Source organism: Paraburkholderia sp. BR14320 (genome assembly GCF_040948665.1).
Taxonomy (GTDB): Bacteria; Pseudomonadota; Gammaproteobacteria; order Burkholderiales; family Burkholderiaceae; genus Paraburkholderia; species Paraburkholderia youngii.
Window position 1 is genome coordinate 137,640 of the sequence record NZ_JBFPKG010000004.1, and the last position, 22,979, is coordinate 160,618.

Below are 22,979 nucleotides of genomic sequence, written 5' to 3' on the forward strand. Positions count from 1 at the left end.
GACGGGGTGCGCGAGAGACTAGCCGCGCTGGTGTTCGGCAAACTCGCGCAGCGCGGCCGCGGTTTGCTGATCCGCTGGAAAGAACGCCTCGATAGCGAGTTCCGACAGCGTAACGTCCACCGGCGTGCCGAACACCGTGGTAGTGCTGAAAAACGACAGCACGCCAAGCGGTGTGCGCAGCCGCAATGGCACGGCGATCTGGTTGAGGACGGCATCGTCCGGCATCGAGGCGTCGGCACCCGGCGGCGCGGGATAGCCGGCCAGTTCGTCGCGCAGCGCGCTCAGCGTCTCGTCGCCGCTGACGTCGATCTGCCGTTGCAGCCGGGCCAGCACATGCTCGCGCCATGCATGCCAGTTGATGATCGATGCCGCGATGCCTTGCGGATGCAGGCTCAGGCGCAGCGCGTTGACCGGTGGCTTGAGCAGTTCGGGGCTCGCGCCGCTCAACAACGGCGCAAGCGCATTGTTGGTCGCGACGATGGTCCAATGCCGGTCGATCGCGAGGGCCGGGTAGGGCTCGTGTCCCTTGAGGACCAGTTCGACGGCTTCGCGCGCGGCGGAGAGCTGCGGGTCGGAGAGCGGACGTTCGCGGAACAGCGGCGCGTAACCGGCCGCGACGAGCAGGGCATTGCGCGCGCGCAATGGCACGTCGAGACGCTCGGCGAGATGCATGACCATTTCCCGGCTCGGTAGTGCGCGCCCCGATTCGACAAAGCTCAGATGGCGCGTCGAAATGTCGGCCTCCGTGGCGAGCAGCAGCTGACTCATGCGCCGCCGTTGCCGCCATTCGCGGAGAAGTTCGCCGACCGCCCGAGTGCCTCTCGACGGGGATGACGAAGCCGTTTGTGCGATAGAGAGTGTGTTCATGCCACCGATGATAGTCAAAGCGTGCAGGCAATCGATTACCTGAGAGGTAATGCCCCGCCAATTTCAACCAACGCGACGTGCGGCCGATACCGTCGCTTCACACCAACGATTGCGCCGGCCCCGGCCGCCACGCGTGAATTCGCGCGACGCACTGGCCAGCGCCGCGCCCGGCTCAGGCGGCGGCCATGCGCAGCGGCACGGCGGTGAATTTGACGCCGATCGCACCCGCCAGCTTGAGGACCGTGTCCATGCGTGGCTTGGAGCCGGGCGCGAGTGTCTTGTACAGGCTTTCGCGGCCCAGGCCCGCTGCCGCGGCGATCTTCGTGATGCCGCGTGCCTTGGCGATGTCCGCAATGGCGGCGAGCAGCAGGTCGGAGTCGCCCTGGTCGAGCGCGGCGTTCAGATAGGCCGCGACCATCTCGTCGTTGTCGAGGTACTTCGATGCGTCGAAGCGCGCCGTTTTGATCTTGCTCATGACCGTTCCTTTCTGATGGTTGCCCACATTGTTCCGGCATGCCTGATATCGGCCTGCTGCGTGGACTTGATACCCCCGCACAGCAGCAGATACATCATGCGCCCCTCGCGCGCGTAGTAGACCCGGTAACCCGGGCCGCAATCGATGCGCATCTCGAACACGCCGTTTTCCAGCAACTTCGCGTCGCCGAAAAGTCCGCGTTCCGCGCGCCGGATTCGCACGAGAATTTGCGCCTTGGCCTTGAGGTCGGTGAGGCCGTGAAGCCAACGATCGAACTCCTCGGTGCAGTTGATCGTGTACGCGCGCGGTGTTTCGATCTGCGGATGATTGTATCCTTGAGGATACGGTCGTGCAAGCGAAAAAAGTGTCTCGATAAAGCGGTCCAAGCCGTCCTCCCGTTCATTGCATTGCCCGCCTCGCGAAGTCATCGGCAGGCTTCGTGAGGTTAGCGATGCAAAGGTTTCTTGCCGACTCGGCCGGATGGCCTATTTGGCGTGAAGGACAGTGAAAGACGCTGCGTAACAGCGACGCTGCATCCGCTTGATTACCTCCCACGTAATCGACGCAGTGCACGCGAACCGTCAATCTTCACTCCGAGCCCGCCGCATGCGATGCGTATGACGCGCGAAGCGCTCAGTCCTGCCAATCGAGGAGTTTGAGATGAATGCACATACCGATCTGATCGACCGTTATTTCGACACCTGGAACGAGACCGATGGCGCGCGTCGTCGCGAGTTGATCGCGGCCACGTGGAGCGCCGACGCCGACTATCGCGACCCGCTGCTGGCGGGGGCGGGCCACGATGGCATCGACGCGATGATCCGCGCGGTGCACGAGCGCTTTCCGCATCACACGTTTCGCCGTACGACCGACGTCGACGGGTTCGCGAATCGTCTGCGCTTCTCGTGGGCGCTGACGACGCCCGCTGGCGAGGCGATCGTGAAGGGCTCGGACTTCGGCGTGGTGGACGCCGATGGACGCTTGCAAGCGGTCACCGGTTTCCTCGACGAAACCCCTGGCGCCGCCTGAGGCGCTTTTCACGGAGACGATCATGCACGACCCCGCCGCTGCCAGGCCCGCCCAAGTTCATCTCGCGTTGCTGCGTGTCGCGGCCGCGTTCGATGCGTTATCGAGCGCGATCGCCGGTTTTGCGCTGCTCGGCGGCGCGCGGGCGTTCATGTTCATCGCACTGTTCGGCTGGCGCGAGCCGGTGCTCGGCGGCGCGGGGCTCGTGCTGCTCGCTCTGGTCGGATGGCTGCGCTGGCAATGCGGTGCGAGCGCAGCGCCGCAAGACCCGCGACGCGCTTGCTACAATCGATCGTCGTGCTGATGACGCATGACACGCACGACCTCACCGCCGCGGCATGTTCCAAACCGAACGACCAGGAGACCCCGTGCTGAAAAATCTGGACCCGCTACTGAACGCCGATATCCTCCACGCGCTGCGCTCGATGGGCCACGGCGACGAGCTCGTGATCTGCGACGCCAACTTCCCGGCCGACGCGGTCGCGCGCGATACCGTGCTCGGCAGGCCGCTGCGGCTCGACGGCGTCAGTTCGCCGCGCGCGATCCGCGCGGTGCTGTCGGTGCTGCCGCTCGACACCTTCATCGAGCATCCCGCGTCGCGCATGGAAGTGGTGGGCGAGCCGCAGACGATTCCCGCCGTGCAGCGCGAAGCGCAAGCCGAGGTCAATGAGGGAGAGGGGCGCGAGGTGCCCTTCGTGTCGATCGAGCGATTCGCGTTTTACGAGCGTGCGCGCCGCGCATACTGCGTGATCGCGACCGGCGAAGAGCGCGGCTACGGTTGCTTCGTGTTCACGAAGGGCGTGTTGCTCGCGCCGGACGCACCGCGCGCATAGTCGCGGCCACCTTCCCCGCTTCATCGGGACAAAACCATGAGCTTCCAGCTAGACAGTCTCGATCATCTCGTTCTGAACGTCGCTGACGTCGAAGCGAGCGCGGCCTGGTACGCGCGGATGCTCGGCATGCGACGCACCGAGTTCACGTCGCGCAGCGGCATGCGCGTGGCGATGACCTACGGCAATCAGAAGATCAATCTGCGTCCCGCGTCGGCCGATACCGTCGTCTGGTTCACGTCGCGCGAGGTGGTGCCGGGCACGGCCGACCTGTGCTTCGTGACCACCGCGAGACCGGACGAAGTCAAGGCGCACTGGCTCGCGCAAGGCGTCGCGATCGAGGCGGGGCCGGTGGAGCGCGACGGCGCGCGCGGCAAGATGACCTCGGTGTATTGCCGCGATCCGGACGGCAACCTGATCGAGGTCGCCACCTATCCACCAGCCTGAGCGGGCTTGGAAATCGTCGCCATTGCACATATGCTCAGGGGCGAGGCGGGGAACTGAGCCCGTCTATTCGGGTCTGCTGCTTATTCATTACAGGAGTCCCCCATGTCGCGTCCCGTCGATTTCGGCATTATTTTCATCGCCCGTCTTGCGCTTTCCGTGCTGTTCCTGTGGAGCGGGGTGATGAAGCTGCTGGGCTATGCGGGCTTCGTCGGCTACCTGCATTCGAAGGGCGTGCCGTTCGTGCAGATCGCCGCGCCGATCGCAACCGCGGTCGAGGTGCTCGGTGGCCTGCTGCTCGTGATCGGCTTCAAGGTGCGACCGCTCGCGCTGATCATGGCGGTGTATACGGTCGCGACCGCGGTGCTCGGCCACGACTTCTGGAATATCACCGACCCTGCGCTGCAGCACGACATGGTGATTCATTTCTGGAAGAACATCGGAATCGCGGGCGGTTTCCTGCTGCTGTTCGTCACCGGCGCGGGGCGTCTGAGCGTCGACAACGCGCGCGCGCCGCGCAGCAGACTCGGCGGCCTGTAGGGCGCGGCCCGGATCCTGCTACCAGCAGGGTTCCAATCCGCGCCATTCAAGGGAGCAGATGATGATTCAGAACTTCGAGCAAATGATCGGCGGCAAGCTCACGCAACTGTGCGCGAGTCTCGGCGAAGGGGCGACGCCGCATCGCGTGATCATCAGCCTCGCCGATTCCGCGAAGACGCTAGTGGTTCTGGATGCGTCCGGATTCATCGGCACGCTGAAGGCGGAGATCGAGGACCCGGAGAAACTGGTCGCCGATGCGATCGCCAAGGCGCGCGACGAAGGCCTGATCGAGCGCGCAATCGATACCGGCACGATTCAGGAGGCGTCGCTGTAGGCGCCTGCGTTACACACACCGCTTACTTACTCGCGGCTCTCGCCCCCCGCGCAGACGACGCCGTCGCGTGCGGCTCCGGATGCACGAAGCACGCAAGCACGAGACCCAGCACCAGCAATCCCATCGAAATAGCCGTCGCCGCCTGCATCCCCGGCACGATCTGGGTCGCGGCCGCGCCGCCCGCGAGCGTCCCGAACGCCGCCACGCCCACCGCGCCGCCGGCCTGGCGCGCCGTGTTCAATACCGCCGACGCCGTGCCCGCGCGCCGCGCTTCGGTCGAGGCGAGCACCGCCGTGGTCATCGCCGGCACCGCGAGTCCCATGCCCGACGGAATCAGCAAAAACGGCAGCAGCAGGCCGATCAGCGGCGTGTCGGCATCGACGAGATGCAGCAGGCCGTAGCCGAGACCGGCCGTGATCGCGCCGAGGATCATCGGCACGCGCACCCCGAGGCGGCCGATCACCCAGCCGCTCGCGACGTTCGAGACCAGGAAGCCACCCGTCAGCGGCAGGAACGCGAGGCCCGCCTGCAGCGGCGTGTAGCCACGCACACGCTGCAGGTAAAGGCTCAGCACGAATACCATGCCGTAATACGTCAGGTTCACGCAGATACCGAACAGCACCGCGGCGCTGAACGTGCGCGTGCCGAACAGCGACAGCGGCAGCATCGGGCTCGCGACGCGCGCTTCGACGAACACGAACGCGACCGCCGCCAGCAGCGCCAGCACGAAGCCGCCGGCGACCAGCGGATGCGCGAGCCCGAGCGGCCGCCATTCGATCACCGCGGCGACGAACGCGGTGAGCGCGACGATCGCGAGACCCTGGCCGCCGAGATCGATGCCGCGCGGCGTCGCGCCGGTGTTGCCGCGAGCGGCGGCGGGCGCGCCGCGCTGCGCGGTTTGCGGACGCGGAATCCACAGCAGCGTCGCGAGCAGGCCGGCCGCGCAGATCGGCAGATTGACGAGGAAGATGCTGCGCCAGTCGAACGCGGCGATCAGCAGACCGCCGGCCACCGGCCCCGCCGCGATCGAAATCGCGCCGGACGCGGTCCACAGGCCGACCGCGCGTGCGCGCAGCTTCGGTTCGTGGCCGAACGACTGATTGAGCAGCGCGAGCGAATTCGGCAGCATCGCGGCCGCGCCGATGCCTTGCACCGCGCGCGCGGCGACCAGCATCGGCGCGTCGAGCGCGAGTCCGCAGGCCAGCGACGCCAGCGCGAACAGCACGATTCCGCACGCGTACATGCGCCGCGCGCCGAAGCGGTCGCCGAGCGCGCCGGCCGACAGCATCAGCACGGCGAACGCGAGCGTGTACGCGTCGACGACCCATTGCAGTCCCGCGACGTTCGCGTGCAGATCCGCGCCGATTCGCGGCAGCGCGATATTGACGATGGTCACGTCGAGTTGCGTGACCACGAAGCCGACGCTGACGGTCGCGAGAACGCGGCCGAGGGTGGGCGAAAAGGAGGATTTGGATGAGTTCATGACTGCATCGTATGCCCGATGCAGCGTGCCACGTTTCGGCGCGGCGTGAAGTATGGATGTCGCCCGTGCGAGTGACGGCGCGTCGAAAACCGCGCCGTCGCGGGGCGCTTCGTCGACACGCTGGATGCGGATCGACGAAGCGAGATGCGGCGTCGGCTCAACGCCCCTGCGGCGCGTCCTTGATGAACAGCGTGGTCAGTGCGCCCAGCACGCAGATCGCCGCGACGTACAGCGGCGCGGCCAGCGGGTTCGACTTCATCATCAGCGAAACGGCGATCGGCGTCAGACCGCCGAACACCGCGTACGCGACGTTGTACGAGAACGAGATGCCCGAGAAGCGAACGACCGGCGGGAATCCGCGGACCATCACGAGCGGAATCGCGCCGATCACGCCGACGAACAGCCCGGCGAGTGCGTACAGCGGCACGAGCAGGGACGTGTCGACGGCCAACTGGCGAAACATCACGTAGTACGTAATCGCAAGCGCTACGCCGCCGACGAAAATCGTGCGGCCCGCGCCAAACCGTCCGGCGATCGAACCCGCCATCACGCAGCCGATCGTCAGGCACAGCGTCGCGACACAGTTCGCGAGCAGCGCGGTAGCCGGCTCGATGTGGAATTGCTTTTGCAGCAGCGTCGGCGTCATCAGGATCACGACGACGATCGCCGCCGACAGCATCCACGTGAGCAGCATCGACACGATCACCGCGCGGCCGTGATCGCGCAGTACGGCCTTCAGCGGCACTTCCGCGGCGATCGCCTTGCGCTGCTTCAGCTCGGCGAACACCGGCGTCTCGTGCAGCCAGCGGCGCAGGTAGACCGAGAACATGCCGAACACGCCGCCGATGAGGAACGGAATGCGCCACGCAAACTCGGAAATATCGGCCGGCGTGAAATGGCGATTGACCGCCGACGCGATCAACGAGCCGAGCAGAATGCCGGCGGTGAGGCCGGCCGTCAGCGTGCCGCACGCGTAGCCGACGTGCCGCCCGGGCACATGCTCGGACACGAACACCCATGCGCCCGGCACTTCGCCGCCGACCGCCGCGCCCTGCATCACGCGGAACAGCAGCAGCACCGGCGCGAGCACGCCGATGCTCGCGTAGGTGGGCATCAGGCCCATCAGCAGCGTCGGCACCGACATCAGCAGCACGCTCAGCGTGAACATGCGCTTGCGGCCGAATAGGTCGCCGAAGTGCGCCATGATGATGCCGCCGAGCGGCCGCGCCAGATAACCGGCCGCGAAAATGCCGAAAGTCTGTACCTGGCGCAGCCAGTCCGGCATCGCCGCCGGGAAGAACAGCTGGCCGATCGCGGGCGCGAAGAAAACGAAGATGATGAAGTCGTAGAACTCGAGCGCTCCGCCGAGCGCGGCGAGACCGAGTGTCTTGTAATCGCTGTGCCCAAGCGGGCGTGGGGTGACAGCCTGTGCTCCACCCAGATTTGTTGCTTGCATTGCCATGTCTTTTGTTGAATTGGGAGCCACGCGGGTCACGCGTGGACATACGGCGGTCGTCGGGCGAGAAGTGTGGCAGGCGCTGGGTAGAGCACGGGACACGGGCGCGCCGTCCGGATAGGGCGGGCGCGCTGACGACGGAGGCCGGCGCGAATTTTACAGGATGAAAGCGGAAGTGCCGCGGAAGCGCCCAGTTGGGCGAAGAAAGCGCCGAAATTCGGAATGCTCCGAAGGGAGGGACCGGGGTGCGCCCCGGAGAATGGCCCGCGAATCCTTATCGAGAGTCATTCCATGCGCGTTGCTGTCCTTCAGCGTGACCCGGTCATGCGTCAGTCCATTAAATCAATGCTGGTGAGAGCCGGCCATTTCTGCGCCGCGTATGACGACGGCCGCGCGATGTCGAAATCGCTCGTGCACTCCACCATGGATCTGCTGGTGCTCGACTGGCACGATACGCGGCCCGCCGGAGCGGACCTGTTGCGCTCGATGCGCGTCGTGGCGGGCGAGCATGTGCCGATCATGTTCGTGTCGAACGACAGGTCGGAGGAAAGCATGGTGCGCGCGCTCACTGGCGGCGCCGACGAATACCTCGCGTTGCCGTTGCGGGACGCCGAGTTTCGCGCGCGAGTCGCGGCGCTGCTGCGGCGCGCTTACCCGGTGAGCTTCAGCGCCGCGACCTGCTTCGAGATCGGCCCTTATCGCTTTGACACGCATCGCCGGGCGGTCGCGCTGCATGGCGAGCCGGTACCGTTGTCGCCCACGCAGTACCGGATCGCGGTGCTGCTCTTTTCCAATATCGATCGCGTGATGTCGCGCGACCATATCTTCGCGACGGTGTGGGGCCGCGAGTTGCGCGAATACACGCGGACCATCGACAGTCACGTGTCGCGGCTGCGTCTGTTGCTCGCGATCGAGCCGCGTAACGGTTTCCGGCTGCAGCCTGTATACAGGAGCGGCTACCGGTTGCTGCGGGTCGGTGACCACGTGCTCAGTGAATGAAGATTTGCAGTCGGCCGGGTATATGCTGAAATCCGCGTTATAGGCTGTCGGGCTGGCCAGCGGCGTTCGGTGCCGGGTTCGGAGTGATGTTTGTCGACGCCGGTACCGAATAGCGGGACGTTCCGCACGCCGCGCGCGCGGCGGATCACACATCGTCCCGGTATGCCGAAATCGTCTCAATCCGCGCGCACGCGCACCAAGACCCACCAGCCCGCGATTCCTACCATGGGCGACATGAAAACCCTCAACATCATCGACTCGCACACCGGCGGTGAGCCTACCCGCCTCGTGGTGTCGGGTGGCCCGGATCTGGGCGGCGGCACGCTCGCGCAACGGCTCGACGTTTTCCGCACCCGCTTCGACGACTGGCGCGCCGGCATCGTCACCGAACCACGGGGTTCGGACGTGGTGGTCGGCGCGCTGCTCTGCGAGCCCGACGATCCGAGCTGCGCGGCCGGCGTGATCTTCTTCAACAACGTCGGCTATCTCGGCATGTGCGGTCACGGCACGATCGGGCTCGTCGTGTCGCTCGCGCACATGGGGCGGATCGGGCCGGGACGGCACCGGATCGAAACGCCGGTCGGCGTGGTCGAGGCGACGCTGAACGAAGACGGGGGCGTCGCGGTGCGCAACGTGCCCGCGTATCGCCACCGCAAGGCCGTGCAGGTCGACGTGCCTGGCTATGGCGTGCTGACCGGCGACATCGGCTGGGGCGGCAACTGGTTTTTCCTCGTGGCCGAGCATGGGCACGAGCTCGACGCCGCGAACATCGCGAGCCTGACGGCTTTCAGCTCGGCGATTCGCGACGCGCTGATCGCACAGAACATCACCGGCGCGAACGGCGCGCTGATCGACCACATCGAGCTGTTCGGACCGGGCTCGCGCGAGGGCATCGACAGCCGCAGCTTCGTGCTGTGTCCGGGCAATGCGTACGACCGCTCGCCGTGTGGCACCGGCACCAGCGCGAAGGTTGCGTGCCTCGCGGCCGACGGCAAGCTCGCCGAAGGCGCGGTGTGGCGCCAGGAGAGCATCATCGGCAGCGTGTTCGAGGCGAGCTATCGCGCCGCGGGCGATGGCGTTCACGACGGCGTCCGCGTGATTCCGACCATCACCGGTCACGCGCACATCATGGCCGAGGGGCGTCTGTGTTTCGATGAGCGCGATCCGTTTGCGTGGGGTATCCGGACCGCATGAGCCCGGACGCGCTGATCATCGGAGCGGGTATCGTCGGTGCCGCGTGCGCGGCGGAACTGGCCGCGCTCGGCCTGCGTGTCGACGTGCTCGACGCGCAGCGCATCGGCGGCGGCGCGACGGCGGCCGGCATGGGCCATATCGTCGTGATGAACGACTCGCCCGCGGAATTCGCACTGAGCCGTTATTCGCGCGAGCTGTGGCTCGAACTCGCGCCGCAGCTTCGCGCGCGCGACGCGTTCGCGCGCTGCGGCACACTGTGGGTCGCAGCCGACGACGAAGAATGGCAAGCCGCGCGCACAATGCATGCGGCGTTTGAGAGCCAAGGCGTCGCCGCGCAACTGATCGACGCAGCCGGGTTGCGCGCCTGCGAACCGGCGCTCGCGCCATCGATGGCCGGCGGCTTGCGCATCGAGCACGACAGCATCGTGTATGCGCCGACCGCCGCCGAATGGCTGCTCGCCCGATCGCCGCACGCGGCGAACATCGGCGTGCGGCTCGGTGCGCAGGTCACGTCGATCGATGCGGGTGGTGTGACGCTGGCGAGCGGCGAGCGCATCAGCGCGGCGCACGTGATCGTCGCGAACGGCATCGGCGCGGCGCAATTGCTGCCGTCGCTGCCGATGCAGCCGAAGAAAGGCCATCTGCTGATCACCGACCGCTACCCGGGGCTCATCCGTCATCAACTGCTAGAGCTCGGCTACATCAAGAGCGCACACCACGCGACCGGCACGTCGGTCGCGTTCAACGCGCAGCCGCGTCCGACCGGGCAATTGCTGATCGGCTCGTCGCGCCAGTTCGAAACGACCGATCCCGCCGTCGAGATGCCCGTGCTCGCGCAGATGCTGCAACGTGCAGCGCAATATCTGCCGGCGTTGCCGACGCTCAGCGGCCTCCGCGCGTGGACGGGCTTTCGTGCCGCGTCTCCGGACGGGTTGCCGCTGATCGGACCGGCCGGCGAGTTTGCACCCGAAGTTGGCGCTGGTTCCACGTCCCGCGTATGGCTTGCGGTCGGTCACGAAGGACTGGGCGTAACGACCTCTCTTGCGACCGCGAAACTCCTCGCGGCGCAGATCGCGGGCCACGCCGCGCCGATTCCGTTCGAACCTTATTTGCCGGTCCGTTTTGCTGAACAGGTGGCCCATGACTGACACTGACGCGGCTAGCATCCGTTTGACGGTCGATGGTTGCAGCATCGAAGTGGAACCCGGCACGACCGTGGCCGCGGCGCTCGCTATTGCGGGTATCCGCGGCTCGCGTCTGTCGGTCACAGGCGAGCCGCGCGACGCGTTGTGCGGGATGGGCGTGTGTCAGGAGTGCCGCGTGACGATCGACGGACTCGCGTACGTGCTCGCGTGCCAGACGCTGTGCCGCGACGGCCAGCGCGTGCAGACACGAAACGGGACCGTAGACGCATGACGCAGCACTTCGACATCGTGGTGATCGGCGGTGGTCCGGCCGGGCTCAATGCCGCGCGAGCGGCGGCGCAGGCAGGCGCGACGGTCGCGCAGATCGATGACAACCCGCGCGCCGGCGGCCAGATCTGGCGCCAGGGGCCCACCTATCCGCCGCAAGCGCCGCTGCATGCGTTACTCGCAGCGTTGCAATCGCAGCAAAACTTCACTTACTGGCCATCGACGCGCGTGGTTGCGCCGCTCGGCGCGCAAGCTTTGCTGCTCGAATCCGCCGAACACGGCGGCGTGTCGATCACCTACGACAGACTGATTCTCGCGACCGGCGCGCGCGAGCGTCTTCTGCCGTTTCCCGGCTGGACCTTGCCCGGCGTAACCGGCGCGGGCGCATTGCAGGCGCTGATCAAAGGCGGCATGCCGGTGCGCGGCGAACGCATCGTGATCGCCGGCAGCGGCCCGCTGCTGATGGCCGCGCTGGCCACCGCGCGAGAGGCCGGCGCGCATGTGATCGCGGTGGTCGAACAGGCATCGGCGGCCGAGGTCGCGCGTTTCGGCGTGTCGCTGCTGCGCGAGCCTGCGAAGCTGCGTCAGGCGATCAGCCTCACGCGCGGTTTCGCGGGACTGCGCTACTGGACCGGCAGCATCGTGCGCGAAGCCCGCGGTGCCGAGCGCGTGCAGCAGGTGACGATCCGGCGCGGCGAGCGCGACGAGACGCTCGACTGCGACCGCCTCGCGTGCGGCTACGGACTGCTGCCCAACGTCACGCTTGCCCAGGCGCTCGGCTGCGCGATCAACGACGCGGGTGAAATCGTCGTCGACGCTGGGCAGCGCACCTCGCTCGAGCGCGTTTATGCGGCGGGCGAGTGCACGGGCGTCGGCGGCGCGGAACTCGCTTGCGCGGAAGGCGAGATCGCCGGGCTCGTGGCGAGCGGCGCGGCGGCGACCCAACGCGCCGCGCTGACGGCGCTCGTTCTGCAGCGCGCGCGCTGGCGGGGCTTTGGCGCGCGCGTCGCGGCGTCGTTCGGATTGGGCGAGGCGGCTCGCACGCCGCCCGCCGACGCGACGCTGCTATGCCGTTGCGAGGACGTGAGCGTCGGCGAGGTGCGCCGCTGCGCCGACTGGCGTGACGCGAAGCTGCAGACGCGCTGCGGCATGGGCCCTTGCCAGGGGCGCATCTGCGGCGTGGCCGCGAGCCTGTACTTCGGCTGGCCGGCCGCTGCGGCACGTCCGCCATTTAGCCCGGCGCAAATTGGCACGCTGATGAGCGCCGCTGAGCCGCCGACAGCGGCGCCATGACGGCTCCGCGCTTACCCTCGGCGGATATTGGCGCGCGGCGCGCGGCTCTATAATCGATCGCTATCAACTGCACGAGCAGGCTGCCCGGCCGCACCGCGCAGCGATCCGCGAACGCAACCCAACGCAATCAACCAGGCACGCACCAACGGAACCGCACGATGAACACGCTGGCTCATCCGCTCGAACCGGACGATACGACGCTGTCCGGCATGCTGTCGCATTTCAGGTTGCTCGAGCCGGTATTCGATGCAATGCCGGACGTCGTGTTCTTCGTGAAGGACGCGGACGCGCGTTACGCGCTCGTGAACCGCACGCTGGCCTCGCGTTGCGGCTTCAAGGAAAAGGCGGCTCTGCTCGGCAAGACCGCGGAAGACGTGTTTCCGCGCCGCTTCGGGCGCATCTATACCGCGCAGGACAAGGCGATCATCGGCGTCGGCAACCAGATGCTCGATCAGCTCGAATTGCATCTATATCCGGGCCGTCAACCGGGCTGGTGCCTGACCTGCAAACAGCCGTTGCGCGATGCGAGCGGCAAGGTGGTCGGCCTCGCCGGCATCTCCCGCGATCTGAAAGCCGACGAAAGCAGCCACCCGGCCTACAGCCGGCTCGCCGCCGTCGTGCAGTCGATCCAGGAGAATTACGTGCAGCCGCTGAACCTGAAGCAGCTTGCGGCGATGGCGGACATGTCGGTCGCGCAGCTGGAGCGCTACTTTCACAAGGTGTTTCATCTGACGCCGCGCCAGGTGCTGCTGAAAACGCGGCTCGATGCGGCAACCGCGCTGCTGGTTTCTCATGACAAGGTCACCGACGTCGCCGCGCGTTGCGGCTACACCGATCACAGCGCGTTCACGCGGCAATTCAAGGCGACCGTCGGCGTCACACCGACCGAGTACCGGATGTTGCTGCACGGTACGCTGCGCGGCTGAGCGGCATCGGGCGTGTGATGGCGGGTCGCGGGCATCACTATTACGTGTACGTCGTCGCGCTCGACGACCAGGTGTGGAATGAGGCGCGCTTTCGTCGCGCGAATCCCGATTACCGTTTCGACAAGCCGTGCGTGTACGTCGGCATGACCGGGCTCGACCCGGACTTGCGCTTCGATCGGCACAAGGCAGGCATTCAAGCCAACCGGTATGTGCGCGACTATGGTTTGCGTCTGATGCCCGAACTGTACGAAGTGTTCAACCCGATGCCTTACCGCGGCGCGCAGGATATGGAAGTGGAGCTGGCGATCGGGTTGCGCGAGGCGGGGTATGGGGTGTGGCAGGCTTGAAAGGCTTAAATGAAAAAGGCCGCGGCGACGTCGACCGTTGCCGCGGCCTCAAATCTTTACGATGGTCGTCCTTTACTTCACCCCAAGCCCCCGCAACACCGCATTACCCTCGGACGTGAGGCGGATATGCGAGTTGCCCGCGTCGTTCGAAACGGTCTCGACGAGACCTGCTTCGTAAAGCTGCGGAATTTCGGGTTTTGCGGATGCATCGATCGGTGCGTGCAACAACAGCAGCAGCGTCGCGAGTTCGTGATGGCTCAACAGACGGCGCAGGATAGTGGGCCGCTTGGCCGGCGTTTCGTTGGTATTCGGTTCGGGCTGGTTCATGGAGCGCACCTCGTGCGGGGACATGTCCGGGGATGTTGCGGACGAAGTCTTAAACGATTCTTAAGACTCCATTGTCCTGTAACACCGTGACATGAACGTTGCAATGGATCAAATTCCGGCGCCCGCAACTTCGGTTTTTTGCGCCATAAAGCCTTATGGCGCGCAGGTTTTGGCTGCCGATTCGATCCACAGGTTGCTTACATGACGCTTGCCCGCATAGAAACGGTAAGTTGTCGCGCCATTGTCACTGCGTACCTTGATGATGTTCGAGTCGCCAAAGTCGAGCATCTGGCCTTGCGGGATCCCGGTCGACTTGAACGCGGCGTTGTGGTGATTGGCCAACTGCGTCAGACAGGCGACCACGTCGTCGACCGAACGCTGCGTCGTCGTGTCCGTGACGGGTTCGCCGGAATCGGGGTCTTTCTGGAAATACGCGCAAGCGTTGAGAAGCAGCGAAAGGGACAGGACTGCAGCGAACTTCTTCATATCTCTCCTGGCGTTGATTCGGCGATTCGGCCGAGGGTCCACGCGTCGCGCGGGCTGGACCGCAAACAGCCGCCATTATATCGAGACGGCGAACCTGCCCGTTGGGGGCGCAAATCGCGTGCCTGAGAAGACGAAATCCGTATCGACGCGGCGACTTTTCAATGACGAAGCCGCCGCCTCGGGTGTCTGCCTGCCCGCTACTTGCGGCGCTGCGCCTGAGCCGCGAGCCGCACCGCCGCATTGGCCGCGCCATAGCCGTCATAACCACCGCGCCGCTCGACGATTTCGAGGAAGAAGCGCTGGTCGAGTTGCTCCGTATAAGCGTGGAAAAACTCGCCGCCGCGTTCGTCGCGGTCATACAGGATATTGTTCGCGCGCATCGCTTCGAGCAGCGTGTCGGACAGCGCGTAGCGGGCCGCGAGGTCGTCGTAGTAATTGCGCGGAATGCGCAGGATCGGCACGCCGTCGGCGACGAACTCGGGGATCGCGCTGAAGATGTCGCCGGTACTGAAAGCGACGTGGTTCAGTCCGGAACCGTGATACATGTGCAGCGCCTCGGCTACCGCGGTATGGCGATCCACCGATGCATTCAGCGCGATCCGCACCGAGCCGTCGGCGCTGCGCAGCGCGCGGCTGCGCACGAGGCCGTACGGATCGGGCACGAGCACCCCCGGCTCGGCCTGGAAGCCGAACGCGGTGCGCAGAAACAGCACCCACGTATCGAGCGCACTCGCCGGCACCGACAGGCACACGTGATCGATGCGCTCGAGCGGTCCCACCTCGGTCGGCCCGTTGATGTCAGTCAGCACGAAATCGGCCTCGAACAGCGTGGGCTGATCCGGCGTTTCGTCGACGAAATAGTTCAGGCTCCCGTCCGGTGCCTGCACGGCCGGCAGCACGCGCTCATTCGGCCCGATTTGGCCGGAGAACGGCGTGTAGCCGAAGCCGGCGGCGCGCTCGAATGCCTGGCTCGCGTCGTCGACACGAAACGCCGATGCGCACAGCGACAAGCCATGCTGCTGGAAAAACGCGTTAGCGAACGAATCGGGCTCGGCGTTTAGCACGATGGATGCCGCGCCGTGCTGATACAGCGTCACGTCCTTCGAACGATGCTGGCCGGCCTGGCGAAAGCGCAGCTTGCCGAGCCAGTCGGCGAGCTGCGCGCGGGTGGTGTGATCGACCGCGAATTCGAGGAACTGATAGCCGACGTGCGCGGGTGCGGCGGGCGAGCGGTACAGGTCGCCCGATGTCTTCTGCGGCTGCTGCCGCTCTTCGAGCAGCGCGCGAGTTTGCTCTTCGAGGAACAACAGCGAGCGATGGCCATCGGCGGCCGTGATCGTGGTGGGGGCGGCGCGAAAGCCGTCGTTGAAGATTTCCAGCGAGAGCGGGCCCTTGTAGCCGGCCTTGACGACCTGCGCGGTGAAGTTCGCGAGATCGAAGTCGCCCTGGCCGGGGAAGCAGCGGTAGTGGCGGCTCCATTCGAGCACGTCCATCGCGAGCTTCGGCGCGTCCGCGATCTGCACGAACGCGATGCGCTCGCCCGGAATCTCGGCGATCGCGTCGAGCGTGTCGTTCAGCGACAGCGTATGAAAGCTGTCGAGCACGAGCCCGAGGCTCGGATGGTTCACGGCGTCGACGAGTTTCCACGCGTGGCGGTACGTCTTCACGTGCTTGCCCCAGGCGAGCGCCTCGTAACCGGCGATTACGCCGGCCGCTTCGGCCGCGCGCGCCAGCGCGCCCAACTGGTCGATCATCAGTGAGTCGTCGCAGATCGTCTCGGGCGACACGTTGCTGCACACGAGGATCCGGTCCGTGCCCAACTCGTGCATCACATCGAACTTGCGCTTCGCGCGATCGAGGTTGCGCTCGAGCCGCTCGGGACTGACGCCGTCGAAATCGCGAAACGGCTGGAACAGCATGATCTTCAGGCCGAGGTCGTCGGCGATGCGGCGCACGTCGGCCGGCGAGCCGTCGAAATACAGCAAGTCGTTCTCAAAGATTTCGACACCTTCGAAGCCTGCCGCGCGGATCGCGCTCAGCTTCTCGACGAGGGTGCCGCTTATCGACACGGTGGCTATCGAACGTTGCATGAACGGCTCCTGCAAAGACGGACAAACGAAAGGGAAACAAGCAGACAAACCGCTGCGGCGCGCCTTTGGACGCGGCCTGCCGGGCTTGCTGCAATGCGCAAATGAGCTATTTCGTTACGCACTGCAGCAAGACGCAGACCAGAATACCCCACATTAGCCGGGAGTTTCGCCAGTCTATACAAACTAACTAGATGGTACAAATTCGTAGAAACCCCGAATGACGGCGACGGCCGATGAGCGCACACTTCGTCATGCGTCGAAGAACCGTCGCGAGAGCAGCGGTTCGAGTCGCGCTTCATTTTGTGGGAGTCGTTGTCATGAGCTTTGCCTCCGTACTGGTCCTGAACGGACCGAACCTCAATCTGCTGGGCACGCGCGAGCCGGCCATCTACGGCTCGGAAACGCTCGACGACGTCGCGAAGCTGTGCCGCGACGCGGGCGAGCGCCTCGACCTCGCGATCGACTTCTGCCAGTCGAACGCCGAGCATCAACTGATCGACTGGCTGCACGCGGCGCGCACCAAGGTCGACGGCATCGTGATCAATCCGGCCGCGTACACACATACGTCGGTTGCAATCGCCGACGCGCTGACGGCGATCGAAAAGCCCGTCATCGAGGTGCATATCTCGAACGTGCATAGGCGCGAAGCGTTCCGGCATCACTCGTACGTGTCGGCGGTGGCGGACGCGATCATCGTTGGCTGCGGCACGCAGGGTTATGTGCTCGCGCTGGAACGGATGGCGACGATTCTTAAGAATAGGGCGGCGAAATGAACACTCAAGCGAACACACAGGAAAATCCCCGGACCGACGCGCAGATCACCGCGTTGGCCAATGCGCAGGCGAGTTTGCGGGCCACGCCCCAGTCCTTTCTGGTCGGACTGATCGGCTCGGGCATCAGCGGTTCGCTCACGCCCGCAATGCACGAGGAAGAGGGCAGCAAACTCGGTCTGCATTACGTGTATCGACGCATCGATCTCGATGCGCAGAAGCTCGATTCCGCCGCGCTGCCGGAGCTGCTGACCGCGGCCGAACGGATGGGTTACAACGGCCTGAACATTACCTATCCGTGCAAGCAGGCGGTAATTCCGCTGCTCGATGAACTGTCCGATGACGCCCGCGCGCTCGGCGCGGTCAACACCGTGCTGTTCAAGGACGGCAAGCGTATCGGTCACAACACCGACTGGTCCGGCTTCGCGCGCGCGTTCCAGCGCGGCCTGCCGGACGTGTCGCTGGAGCGCGTCGTGCAGCTGGGCGCCGGCGGAGCCGGCGCGGCGGTCGCGCACGCGGCGCTGAACATGGGCGCGCAGTCGCTGACGCTGTTCGACGTCGATGCCGCCCGCGCGCAATCGCTCGCCGACGAATTGCAGGCGCGTTTCCCGAAAGCCAAGGTCAGCGCGGGCACCTCGCTCGAAGAATCGCTCGCCGCCGCGCAAGGACTGATTCACGCGACGCCGACCGGCATGGCCAAAATGCCCGGCCTGCCGCTGCCGGCCGAGTTGCTGCACCGCGACCTGTGGGTTGCCGACATCGTCTATTTCCCGATTCGCACAGCGCTGCTGCAGGCGGCCGAGGCGCTCGGCTGCCGCACGCTGAGCGGCGGCGGCATGGCGGTCTACCAGGCGGTCGACGCGATGCGCATTTTTACGGGCCTCGAGCCGGACGCCGAGCGCGTCTACACCCATTTTCAATCGCTGTTGCAACGCTAACCGGCCGCGTAGAGACCGGCATCCAAGCTGATCGAGGAGACCAGTACGACATGACGCAATCGTTCCAATCCAGTTCCGCGGGATCGCCCGCGCAGAGCAAGACGGCGAGCCCCGCGCGCCGTTCGAGAGCCCGTTATCAGATCCTCGGACTGCTCGCAGTCGGCACGATGATCAACTATCTCGATCGCACCATTCTGGGCATCGCGGCGCCGCAGTTGACGAAGGAGCTCGGCATCAACGCCGCGCTGATGGGCCTGCTGTTCTCTGTGTTTTCGTGGAGCTACGTGGCTTCGCAGATTCCGGGCGGCCTGTTTCTCGACCGCTTCGGCAGCAAGGTCACGTACTTCCTGTCGATGACGTTCTGGTCGCTGTGCACGCTCGCGCAAGGGCTCGTGGGTGGCATCGCCGGCCTGTTCGCGTTCCGTCTCGGCCTTGGCGTTTCGGAAGCGCCGTGCTTCCCGACCAATAGCCGCGTGGTCGCTACGTGGTTTCCGCAAAGCGAACGTGCGATGGCGACCGGCACCTACACGGTCGGCGAATATATCGGCCTCGCGTTTTTCAGCCCGTTCCTGTTCATGCTGATGGGCGCGTTCGGGTGGCGCTCGCTGTTCCTCGTGGTTGGCGGCGTCGGTATCGCGTTTGGCGTGGTGTGGTGGCTGATGTATCGCGAGCCGCGCGATCATCCGTCGGCGAATCAGGAAGAACTCGACTATATCGAGGCTGGCGGCGGTCTCACGCAACGCCACAAGGATGTCGCGGGTGCAGCCGATACGGCCGCATCGAAGACGAGCGGCTTCCAATGGCGCACGATTGGCCAGCTGCTCAAGCATCGTCAGCTGACCGGCATCTGTCTCGGCCAGTTCGCGGGCAATTCGACGCTGGTGTTCTTCCTCACGTGGTTCCCGACGTATCTCGCCACCGAGCGTCACATGGCGTGGCTGAAGATCGGCTTCTTCGCGATCATGCCGTTCATTGCGGCGTCGATCGGCGTGATGTTCGGCGGTGTGTTCTCCGACTGGCTGCTGCGTCGCGGCAAATCGCCGAACGTCGCGCGCAAACTGCCGATCATCGCCGGTCTGCTGCTCGCGTCGACGATCATTCTCGCTAATTACGTAGAGAGCAACGTCGTCGTGATCGCGATTCTGTCGGTGGCGTTCTTCGCGCAGGGCATGGCCGCGCTCGGCTGGACGCTGGTGTCGGATATCGCGCCCGAGGGCCTGCTCGGCGTGACCGGCGGCATCTTCAACTTCGCCGCGAATCTGGCGGGTATCGTGACGCCGCTGGTGGTGGGTCTGATCGTCGCGGCGACCGGTTCGTTCGTCGGTGCGCTGGTGTTCATCGGTGTCATCGCGTTGATCGGCGCGCTGTCGTATATCTTCATCGTCGGCGATATCAAGCGGATCGTGCTGGCGGATTAAGGCTTCCTGTTGAGACGTCGCTTCAGGTGACGGGTGTCGAAGCGACAAAAAAAACGGGATGTGGCTTTCACCACATCCCGTTTCCTTTTCAGCCGGTCGCTACGCAACCGGCGTCAGTCGTCCTTCTTCACGAACCGCAAGATCGCATCGACGATCATCGCCCGATGCCGCGCGCGCAATCGAGGATGCGACGGATCGCGCCCGAACGCGGTGCCGAACGTATGCCGGTTGCCCACGCGATGAAAGCACAGCGAGCTGATCATCAGATGCAGATCGATCGGATCGATGTCGCTGCGGAACTGGCCGGCCGCGATGCCGCGCGCGAGCAGATCTTCGATCGTGTGAATCACGGTGACGTTGCGTCCTTTGAACGTCTTGACCTGCTCGACGTACTTCGCGCCGTGAATGTTTTCGATGGTCACGAGGCGCACGAAGTCGCGTTGCCGGTCGTGGTAGTCGAACGTGAATTCGACCAGCGCGCGCATGCCTTCGACCGGATCGAGTTCGCTGATGTGCAGATCCTGTTCGAGCGCGCGAATGTCCCCATACACCTTTTCCAGCACCGCCTGGTACAACCCTTCCTTGCTGCCGAAGTAGTAGTACAGCATGCGCTTGGTGGTGTTCGTGCGCTCCGCGATCGCATCGACGCGCGCGCCCGTCAGTCCCATCGCGGAGAACTCCTGGGTCGCGACGTCGAGGATGTTGCGCTTCGTCTGCTCGGGATCGTATTTGCGTGGGGCGTCCGCACGCCGGCCTTCAACACGCCGGGCGTCGGCTCGCTTGGTGTCGGTACGTCGCGCGTCGGCGTGTGGTGCGCCGGACACGATGCCGTTGGTATCAGGCTCGGCGGCCTTGCTTCCCTTTTTCATTGTGGTTTCGAGCGGCAGTGACGGCGCATTCTAGCATGGCGAAATGGGCCTCTGGCGCGGGTCTCGGGCATCGGTGCAGGTATTTCGGAGGAGCCCGGGTGGCGCTTACGCGACCGGTCGCGCGGGCCGGCGGCGCGCGGCGAGGGCGTCGCGTGTTTGCATCGCGGTGTACGTGAGCTGCGCGGCCGCGAGACCGAGCGCGCCGTACGTGCGCGTGAGGCCGAAGCTCGCGAATGCATCGGGCACCGGCCGTTCACCGGAGATCGCCGCCGCCAGCAGTTCGCCCGACACCGTGGTCGGCGCCATGCCGTGTCCGCCGAAACCGACCGCGTACCAGACGCCATCCGTGCTCTGGCCGATCTGCGGCATCTTGTGCCGCGCGTAGCTCATCAGTCCGCCCCACGCATGCTCGATGCGTACGTCGCGCAGCTGCGGATAGACCTTCAGCAAGTCCTGCCGCAACAGACGCGCGATTGCCTCGGGCTCGCGATCACGCACCGAGATGCGGCCGCCCCACAGGATGCGCGTGTCGGGCAGCGGCCGGTAGTAGTCGAATGCGAAGCGGGTGTCGTAGACCGCGGCGCGCGTCGCGATCGCATCGTGCAAGCGTTCGCCGAGCGGCTCGGTCGCCATCACGTAGGTGGCGATCGGCAGCACCGCGCGCTCGACACGCGCGTACACGTTGCGCGCATAGCCGCCGCCCGCCATCACGACATGACGCGCGTCGAGCGCACCTTGCTGAGTCTCGACGACGAAGCCCGCGCCTTCGCGCCGCAAGCCGACGACCGGCGAGCGCTCGTGGATCGTCACGCCCGCTTGCGCGGCCGCCGCGGCGACGCCGAGGACGTATTTGAGCGGATGAAAATGGAACGCGTTGCGCTCGAACAGTCCGCCGTGATAGCGGCTCGTTTTCAGTTGCGCGGCGAGTTGGTCGGCAGGGATCGGTTCCCAGTCGACACCGAACGAATCGCGCATCAGACGCCGTTGCGCTTCGAGACGTGCCGGTTCGTCGAACCAGTTTGCGAGGATCACGCCGGCATCGGTTGCATCGCAATCGATCCGGTAGCGCGCAATGCGCTTGCGCATCAGCTCGACCGCGTCGGTGGTCAGCGCGTAGAGTTCGCGCGCGCGTGCGGGCCCAAGCGTCTTCAGCAGGTCGGCGCAATCGAGGCTATAGCCGCCGAACACGAAGCCGCCATTGCGTCCCGATGCGCCGTAGCCGACCTGCTGCGCTTCGAGTACGACGACGTCTTCGACGCCGCGCTCGGCGAGTCCCAACGCGGTGGAGAGTCCCGCGAGTCCGCCGCCGATGATGCAGACGTGCGCACTGCGTCGACCGTTGAGCGGCGCATAGGCGGAGGAGCGAGTGACGGTGGCTTCGTAGAAACTTTGCATGGGGCGCGAGCTCGTGGACACGCCCTAGGTTAGCGGCAATCGCGTGTCGCCGTCCAGCCCGCGCAAGCCCGCACGTCGGCGGGCGCCCCGCTGCATTTCAACGCGTGTTATCGACCCCAGCGCAACACCAGCGGATCGAGCCGGCGCGCGATCTTCAACAGCCCTTCGCGCGTCGCCGGATGCATCTGCGGCAGCGGATGACGCACCGCGTCCGAACCGATCACGCCGCCTTCCTTCATTAGCGCCTTGCACGATGCGAGGCCGCCCTGGCGGTTCTCGTAGTTGATCAGCGGCAGCCACTGCTGATAGTGCGCGGCGGCGGCCTCGGTATCGCCGGCCGCATAGGCATCGACGATCAGGCGGATGCCATCGGCATAACCGCCGCCCGTCATCGAGCCAGTCGCGCCAGCATCGAGATCGGCCATCAGCGTGATTGCTTCCTCGCCGTCCCACGGACCGACGATCGCGTCGCCGCCCAGTTCGATCAGCTCGCGCAGCTTGTTGGCGGCCTGCGGCGTTTCGATCTTGAAGTACGACACGTTGTCGATCTCGCGCGCCATGCGGGCGAGGAACGGCGCGGACAGCGGCGTGCCGCTGACCGGCGCATCCTGGATCATGATCGGAATCTGGATCGCATCGGACACCGTGCGATAGAACTCGTAGATGCCGCGCTCGCCGATGCGGATCGTCGCGCCGTGATACGGCGGCATCACCATCACCATCGCGGCGCCCGCGGCCTGCGCGGCGCGGCTGCGCTCCGCGCACTGGTACGAGCTGAAGTGCGTGGTCGTGACGATCACCGGCACACGGCCCGCGACGTGTTCGAGCGCGACATGCATCAGTGTGCTGCGCTCGTCGTCGGACAGCGCGAACTGCTCGGAGAAGTTCGCGAGAATGCACAGGCCGTTCGAGCCGGCATCGATCATGAAATCGAGGCAGCGCTTCTGGCCTTCGAGGTCGAGGCGGCCGGCGTCGTCGAAGATCGTCGGTACGACGGGGAAGACGCCGCGCAGGGCGGGGGAGCGTGACGCTTGGCTCATGGCGATGTGGTCCGTGTTGG

General features: G+C 65.7%; 27 protein-coding genes. 16 read left to right on the forward strand and 11 right to left on the reverse strand.

The features are described 5' to 3' along the window. Positions 1-18: 18 nt before the first annotated feature. The 3 genes from AB3X89_RS06085 to AB3X89_RS06095 all read right to left on the reverse strand — a co-directional run bounded on the left by AB3X89_RS06085 (position 19) and on the right by AB3X89_RS06095 (position 1,728). Positions 19-867, reverse strand: coding sequence for a helix-turn-helix domain-containing protein (locus tag AB3X89_RS06085; RefSeq protein ID WP_368582336.1), 849 nt, complete (start codon positions 865-867; stop codon positions 19-21). A gap of 172 nt (positions 868-1,039) precedes the next feature. After that, positions 1,040-1,342, reverse strand: coding sequence for an addiction module antidote protein (locus tag AB3X89_RS06090; RefSeq protein ID WP_368582337.1), 303 nt, complete (start codon positions 1,340-1,342; stop codon positions 1,040-1,042). Then, entirely contained in the window at positions 1,339-1,728 is a 390-nt protein-coding gene (locus AB3X89_RS06095; RefSeq protein WP_368582338.1) for a type II toxin-antitoxin system RelE/ParE family toxin, read from the reverse strand. The genes AB3X89_RS06090 and AB3X89_RS06095 overlap by 4 nt, the downstream gene beginning before the upstream one ends. Before the next feature lie 274 nt (positions 1,729-2,002). Here AB3X89_RS06095 and AB3X89_RS06100 point away from each other — a divergent pair, with 274 nt between their 5' ends. From AB3X89_RS06100 to AB3X89_RS06125, 6 genes are all read left to right on the forward strand, one after another. Further along, a complete protein-coding gene (locus tag AB3X89_RS06100; protein ID WP_368582339.1) occupies positions 2,003-2,371 on the forward strand; it encodes a nuclear transport factor 2 family protein in 369 nt (122 codons plus the stop codon). A gap of 22 nt (positions 2,372-2,393) precedes the next feature. After that, positions 2,394-2,672 carry a hypothetical protein gene (locus tag AB3X89_RS06105; protein ID WP_368582340.1) on the forward strand — a complete coding sequence of 93 codons (279 nt, stop codon included), beginning with the start codon at positions 2,394-2,396 and terminating at the stop codon, positions 2,670-2,672. Positions 2,673-2,736: 64 nt separating this feature from the next. Next, positions 2,737-3,201 (forward strand): RbsD/FucU family protein, encoded by a 465-nt coding sequence (locus AB3X89_RS06110; protein ID WP_368582341.1) that lies wholly within the window; start codon positions 2,737-2,739, stop codon positions 3,199-3,201. A 36-nt stretch (positions 3,202-3,237) separates the two neighbouring features. Continuing rightward, positions 3,238-3,645 (forward strand): VOC family protein, encoded by a 408-nt coding sequence (locus tag AB3X89_RS06115; RefSeq protein WP_368582342.1) that lies wholly within the window; start codon positions 3,238-3,240, stop codon positions 3,643-3,645. A gap of 102 nt (positions 3,646-3,747) precedes the next feature. Continuing rightward, the gene (locus AB3X89_RS06120) at positions 3,748-4,182 is read left to right on the forward strand and encodes a DoxX family protein (protein WP_368582343.1); all 435 of its coding nucleotides are present in this window, start codon (positions 3,748-3,750) and stop codon (positions 4,180-4,182) included. Positions 4,183-4,243: 61 nt separating this feature from the next. Beyond that, on the forward strand, positions 4,244-4,516 hold the full coding sequence (locus AB3X89_RS06125; RefSeq protein WP_368582483.1) for a hypothetical protein: 273 nt from the start codon (positions 4,244-4,246) through the stop codon (positions 4,514-4,516). A 22-nt stretch (positions 4,517-4,538) separates the two neighbouring features. Here the strand turns inward: AB3X89_RS06125 and AB3X89_RS06130 are convergent, their stop codons facing one another. Both AB3X89_RS06130 and AB3X89_RS06135 read right to left on the reverse strand, forming a co-directional pair. After that, positions 4,539-5,999, reverse strand: coding sequence for an MFS transporter (locus AB3X89_RS06130; protein WP_368582344.1), 1,461 nt, complete (start codon positions 5,997-5,999; stop codon positions 4,539-4,541). 157 nt (positions 6,000-6,156) lie between these two features. Next, positions 6,157-7,455, reverse strand: coding sequence for an MFS transporter (locus AB3X89_RS06135; RefSeq protein WP_368582345.1), 1,299 nt, complete (start codon positions 7,453-7,455; stop codon positions 6,157-6,159). Positions 7,456-7,746: 291 nt separating this feature from the next. Here AB3X89_RS06135 and AB3X89_RS06140 point away from each other — a divergent pair, with 291 nt between their 5' ends. The 7 genes from AB3X89_RS06140 to AB3X89_RS06170 all read left to right on the forward strand — a co-directional run bounded on the left by AB3X89_RS06140 (position 7,747) and on the right by AB3X89_RS06170 (position 13,626). Continuing rightward, entirely contained in the window at positions 7,747-8,454 is a 708-nt protein-coding gene (locus AB3X89_RS06140; RefSeq protein WP_368582346.1) for a response regulator transcription factor, read from the forward strand. Between the two features lie 225 nt (positions 8,455-8,679). After that, complete coding sequence (locus AB3X89_RS06145; protein ID WP_368582347.1) at positions 8,680-9,648, forward strand: 4-hydroxyproline epimerase; 969 nt, start codon at positions 8,680-8,682, stop codon at positions 9,646-9,648. Next, entirely contained in the window at positions 9,645-10,796 is a 1,152-nt protein-coding gene (locus tag AB3X89_RS06150) for an NAD(P)/FAD-dependent oxidoreductase (RefSeq protein WP_368582348.1), read from the forward strand. The genes AB3X89_RS06145 and AB3X89_RS06150 overlap by 4 nt, the downstream gene beginning before the upstream one ends. Further along, positions 10,789-11,064 carry a (2Fe-2S)-binding protein gene (locus AB3X89_RS06155; protein WP_368582349.1) on the forward strand — a complete coding sequence of 92 codons (276 nt, stop codon included), beginning with the start codon at positions 10,789-10,791 and terminating at the stop codon, positions 11,062-11,064. Before AB3X89_RS06150 ends, AB3X89_RS06155 begins: the two co-directional genes overlap by 8 nt. Further along, the gene (locus AB3X89_RS06160) at positions 11,061-12,353 is read left to right on the forward strand and encodes an FAD-dependent oxidoreductase (RefSeq protein ID WP_368582350.1); all 1,293 of its coding nucleotides are present in this window, start codon (positions 11,061-11,063) and stop codon (positions 12,351-12,353) included. Before AB3X89_RS06155 ends, AB3X89_RS06160 begins: the two co-directional genes overlap by 4 nt. Positions 12,354-12,511: 158 nt before the next feature. After that, complete coding sequence (locus AB3X89_RS06165; protein ID WP_152851539.1) at positions 12,512-13,279, forward strand: AraC family transcriptional regulator; 768 nt, start codon at positions 12,512-12,514, stop codon at positions 13,277-13,279. A gap of 17 nt (positions 13,280-13,296) precedes the next feature. Then, the gene (locus AB3X89_RS06170; RefSeq protein WP_368582484.1) at positions 13,297-13,626 is read left to right on the forward strand and encodes a hypothetical protein; all 330 of its coding nucleotides are present in this window, start codon (positions 13,297-13,299) and stop codon (positions 13,624-13,626) included. A gap of 72 nt (positions 13,627-13,698) precedes the next feature. Here the strand turns inward: AB3X89_RS06170 and AB3X89_RS06175 are convergent, their stop codons facing one another. The 3 genes from AB3X89_RS06175 to AB3X89_RS06185 form a co-directional block, all read right to left on the reverse strand. Next, positions 13,699-13,953: a hypothetical protein gene (locus AB3X89_RS06175; RefSeq protein ID WP_368582351.1), complete on the reverse strand. Its 255-nt coding sequence runs from the start codon at positions 13,951-13,953 to the stop codon at positions 13,699-13,701. Positions 13,954-14,106: 153 nt separating this feature from the next. Next, positions 14,107-14,439 (reverse strand): hypothetical protein, encoded by a 333-nt coding sequence (locus AB3X89_RS06180; RefSeq protein WP_176106532.1) that lies wholly within the window; start codon positions 14,437-14,439, stop codon positions 14,107-14,109. A 197-nt stretch (positions 14,440-14,636) separates the two neighbouring features. After that, positions 14,637-16,529 carry a bifunctional sugar phosphate isomerase/epimerase/4-hydroxyphenylpyruvate dioxygenase family protein gene (locus AB3X89_RS06185; RefSeq protein ID WP_368582352.1) on the reverse strand — a complete coding sequence of 631 codons (1,893 nt, stop codon included), beginning with the start codon at positions 16,527-16,529 and terminating at the stop codon, positions 14,637-14,639. A gap of 317 nt (positions 16,530-16,846) precedes the next feature. Between AB3X89_RS06185 and aroQ the strand changes: the two genes are divergently transcribed. The 3 genes from aroQ to AB3X89_RS06200 are packed head-to-tail and all read left to right on the forward strand — an operon-like array spanning position 16,847 to position 19,655. Continuing rightward, positions 16,847-17,302, forward strand: a complete 456-nt coding sequence (aroQ, locus tag AB3X89_RS06190; RefSeq protein WP_018434232.1) for a type II 3-dehydroquinate dehydratase — start codon at positions 16,847-16,849, stop codon at positions 17,300-17,302. Then, positions 17,299-18,237 carry a shikimate dehydrogenase gene (locus AB3X89_RS06195; protein ID WP_368582353.1) on the forward strand — a complete coding sequence of 313 codons (939 nt, stop codon included), beginning with the start codon at positions 17,299-17,301 and terminating at the stop codon, positions 18,235-18,237. Before aroQ ends, AB3X89_RS06195 begins: the two co-directional genes overlap by 4 nt. Positions 18,238-18,287: 50 nt before the next feature. Next, on the forward strand, positions 18,288-19,655 hold the full coding sequence (locus AB3X89_RS06200) for an MFS transporter (RefSeq protein WP_368582354.1): 1,368 nt from the start codon (positions 18,288-18,290) through the stop codon (positions 19,653-19,655). Positions 19,656-19,768: 113 nt separating this feature from the next. Here the strand turns inward: AB3X89_RS06200 and AB3X89_RS06205 are convergent, their stop codons facing one another. The 3 genes from AB3X89_RS06205 to AB3X89_RS06215 form a co-directional block, all read right to left on the reverse strand. Continuing rightward, positions 19,769-20,524: a TetR/AcrR family transcriptional regulator gene (locus tag AB3X89_RS06205; protein ID WP_368582355.1), complete on the reverse strand. Its 756-nt coding sequence runs from the start codon at positions 20,522-20,524 to the stop codon at positions 19,769-19,771. Between the two features lie 105 nt (positions 20,525-20,629). Beyond that, positions 20,630-21,919 carry an NAD(P)/FAD-dependent oxidoreductase gene (locus tag AB3X89_RS06210; protein ID WP_368582356.1) on the reverse strand — a complete coding sequence of 430 codons (1,290 nt, stop codon included), beginning with the start codon at positions 21,917-21,919 and terminating at the stop codon, positions 20,630-20,632. A gap of 107 nt (positions 21,920-22,026) precedes the next feature. Beyond that, complete coding sequence (locus AB3X89_RS06215; protein ID WP_368582357.1) at positions 22,027-22,959, reverse strand: dihydrodipicolinate synthase family protein; 933 nt, start codon at positions 22,957-22,959, stop codon at positions 22,027-22,029. Positions 22,960-22,979 lie beyond the last annotated feature (20 nt).

What these genes read in the sequence shown, in the direction of transcription:
- AB3X89_RS06145 (WP_368582347.1), top strand. Translation starts at nt 8,680, where the DNA reads ATGGGCGACATGAAAACCCTCAACATCATCGACTCGCACACCGGCGGT.
- AB3X89_RS06120 (WP_368582343.1), top strand. Translation starts at nt 3,748, where the DNA reads ATGTCGCGTCCCGTCGATTTCGGCATTATTTTCATCGCCCGTCTTGCG.
- AB3X89_RS06140 (WP_368582346.1), top strand. Translation starts at nt 7,747, where the DNA reads ATGCGCGTTGCTGTCCTTCAGCGTGACCCGGTCATGCGTCAGTCCATT.
- AB3X89_RS06160 (WP_368582350.1), top strand. Translation starts at nt 11,061, where the DNA reads ATGACGCAGCACTTCGACATCGTGGTGATCGGCGGTGGTCCGGCCGGG.
- AB3X89_RS06185 (WP_368582352.1), bottom strand. Translation starts at nt 16,529, where the DNA reads ATGCAACGTTCGATAGCCACCGTGTCGATAAGCGGCACCCTCGTCGAG.
- AB3X89_RS06200 (WP_368582354.1), top strand. Translation starts at nt 18,288, where the DNA reads ATGACGCAATCGTTCCAATCCAGTTCCGCGGGATCGCCCGCGCAGAGC.
- AB3X89_RS06135 (WP_368582345.1), bottom strand. Translation starts at nt 7,455, where the DNA reads ATGCAAGCAACAAATCTGGGTGGAGCACAGGCTGTCACCCCACGCCCG.
- AB3X89_RS06170 (WP_368582484.1), top strand. Translation starts at nt 13,297, where the DNA reads ATGGCGGGTCGCGGGCATCACTATTACGTGTACGTCGTCGCGCTCGAC.
- AB3X89_RS06125 (WP_368582483.1), top strand. Translation starts at nt 4,244, where the DNA reads ATGATTCAGAACTTCGAGCAAATGATCGGCGGCAAGCTCACGCAACTG.
- AB3X89_RS06115 (WP_368582342.1), top strand. Translation starts at nt 3,238, where the DNA reads ATGAGCTTCCAGCTAGACAGTCTCGATCATCTCGTTCTGAACGTCGCT.
- AB3X89_RS06105 (WP_368582340.1), top strand. Translation starts at nt 2,394, where the DNA reads ATGCACGACCCCGCCGCTGCCAGGCCCGCCCAAGTTCATCTCGCGTTG.
- AB3X89_RS06130 (WP_368582344.1), bottom strand. Translation starts at nt 5,999, where the DNA reads ATGAACTCATCCAAATCCTCCTTTTCGCCCACCCTCGGCCGCGTTCTC.
- AB3X89_RS06210 (WP_368582356.1), bottom strand. Translation starts at nt 21,919, where the DNA reads ATGCAAAGTTTCTACGAAGCCACCGTCACTCGCTCCTCCGCCTATGCG.
- AB3X89_RS06195 (WP_368582353.1), top strand. Translation starts at nt 17,299, where the DNA reads ATGAACACTCAAGCGAACACACAGGAAAATCCCCGGACCGACGCGCAG.
- AB3X89_RS06155 (WP_368582349.1), top strand. Translation starts at nt 10,789, where the DNA reads ATGACTGACACTGACGCGGCTAGCATCCGTTTGACGGTCGATGGTTGC.
- AB3X89_RS06180 (WP_176106532.1), bottom strand. Translation starts at nt 14,439, where the DNA reads ATGAAGAAGTTCGCTGCAGTCCTGTCCCTTTCGCTGCTTCTCAACGCT.
- AB3X89_RS06100 (WP_368582339.1), top strand. Translation starts at nt 2,003, where the DNA reads ATGAATGCACATACCGATCTGATCGACCGTTATTTCGACACCTGGAAC.
- AB3X89_RS06085 (WP_368582336.1), bottom strand. Translation starts at nt 867, where the DNA reads ATGAACACACTCTCTATCGCACAAACGGCTTCGTCATCCCCGTCGAGA.
- AB3X89_RS06215 (WP_368582357.1), bottom strand. Translation starts at nt 22,959, where the DNA reads ATGAGCCAAGCGTCACGCTCCCCCGCCCTGCGCGGCGTCTTCCCCGTC.
- AB3X89_RS06150 (WP_368582348.1), top strand. Translation starts at nt 9,645, where the DNA reads ATGAGCCCGGACGCGCTGATCATCGGAGCGGGTATCGTCGGTGCCGCG.
- AB3X89_RS06205 (WP_368582355.1), bottom strand. Translation starts at nt 20,524, where the DNA reads ATGAAAAAGGGAAGCAAGGCCGCCGAGCCTGATACCAACGGCATCGTG.
- AB3X89_RS06090 (WP_368582337.1), bottom strand. Translation starts at nt 1,342, where the DNA reads ATGAGCAAGATCAAAACGGCGCGCTTCGACGCATCGAAGTACCTCGAC.
- AB3X89_RS06165 (WP_152851539.1), top strand. Translation starts at nt 12,512, where the DNA reads ATGAACACGCTGGCTCATCCGCTCGAACCGGACGATACGACGCTGTCC.
- aroQ (WP_018434232.1), top strand. Translation starts at nt 16,847, where the DNA reads ATGAGCTTTGCCTCCGTACTGGTCCTGAACGGACCGAACCTCAATCTG.
- AB3X89_RS06175 (WP_368582351.1), bottom strand. Translation starts at nt 13,953, where the DNA reads ATGAACCAGCCCGAACCGAATACCAACGAAACGCCGGCCAAGCGGCCC.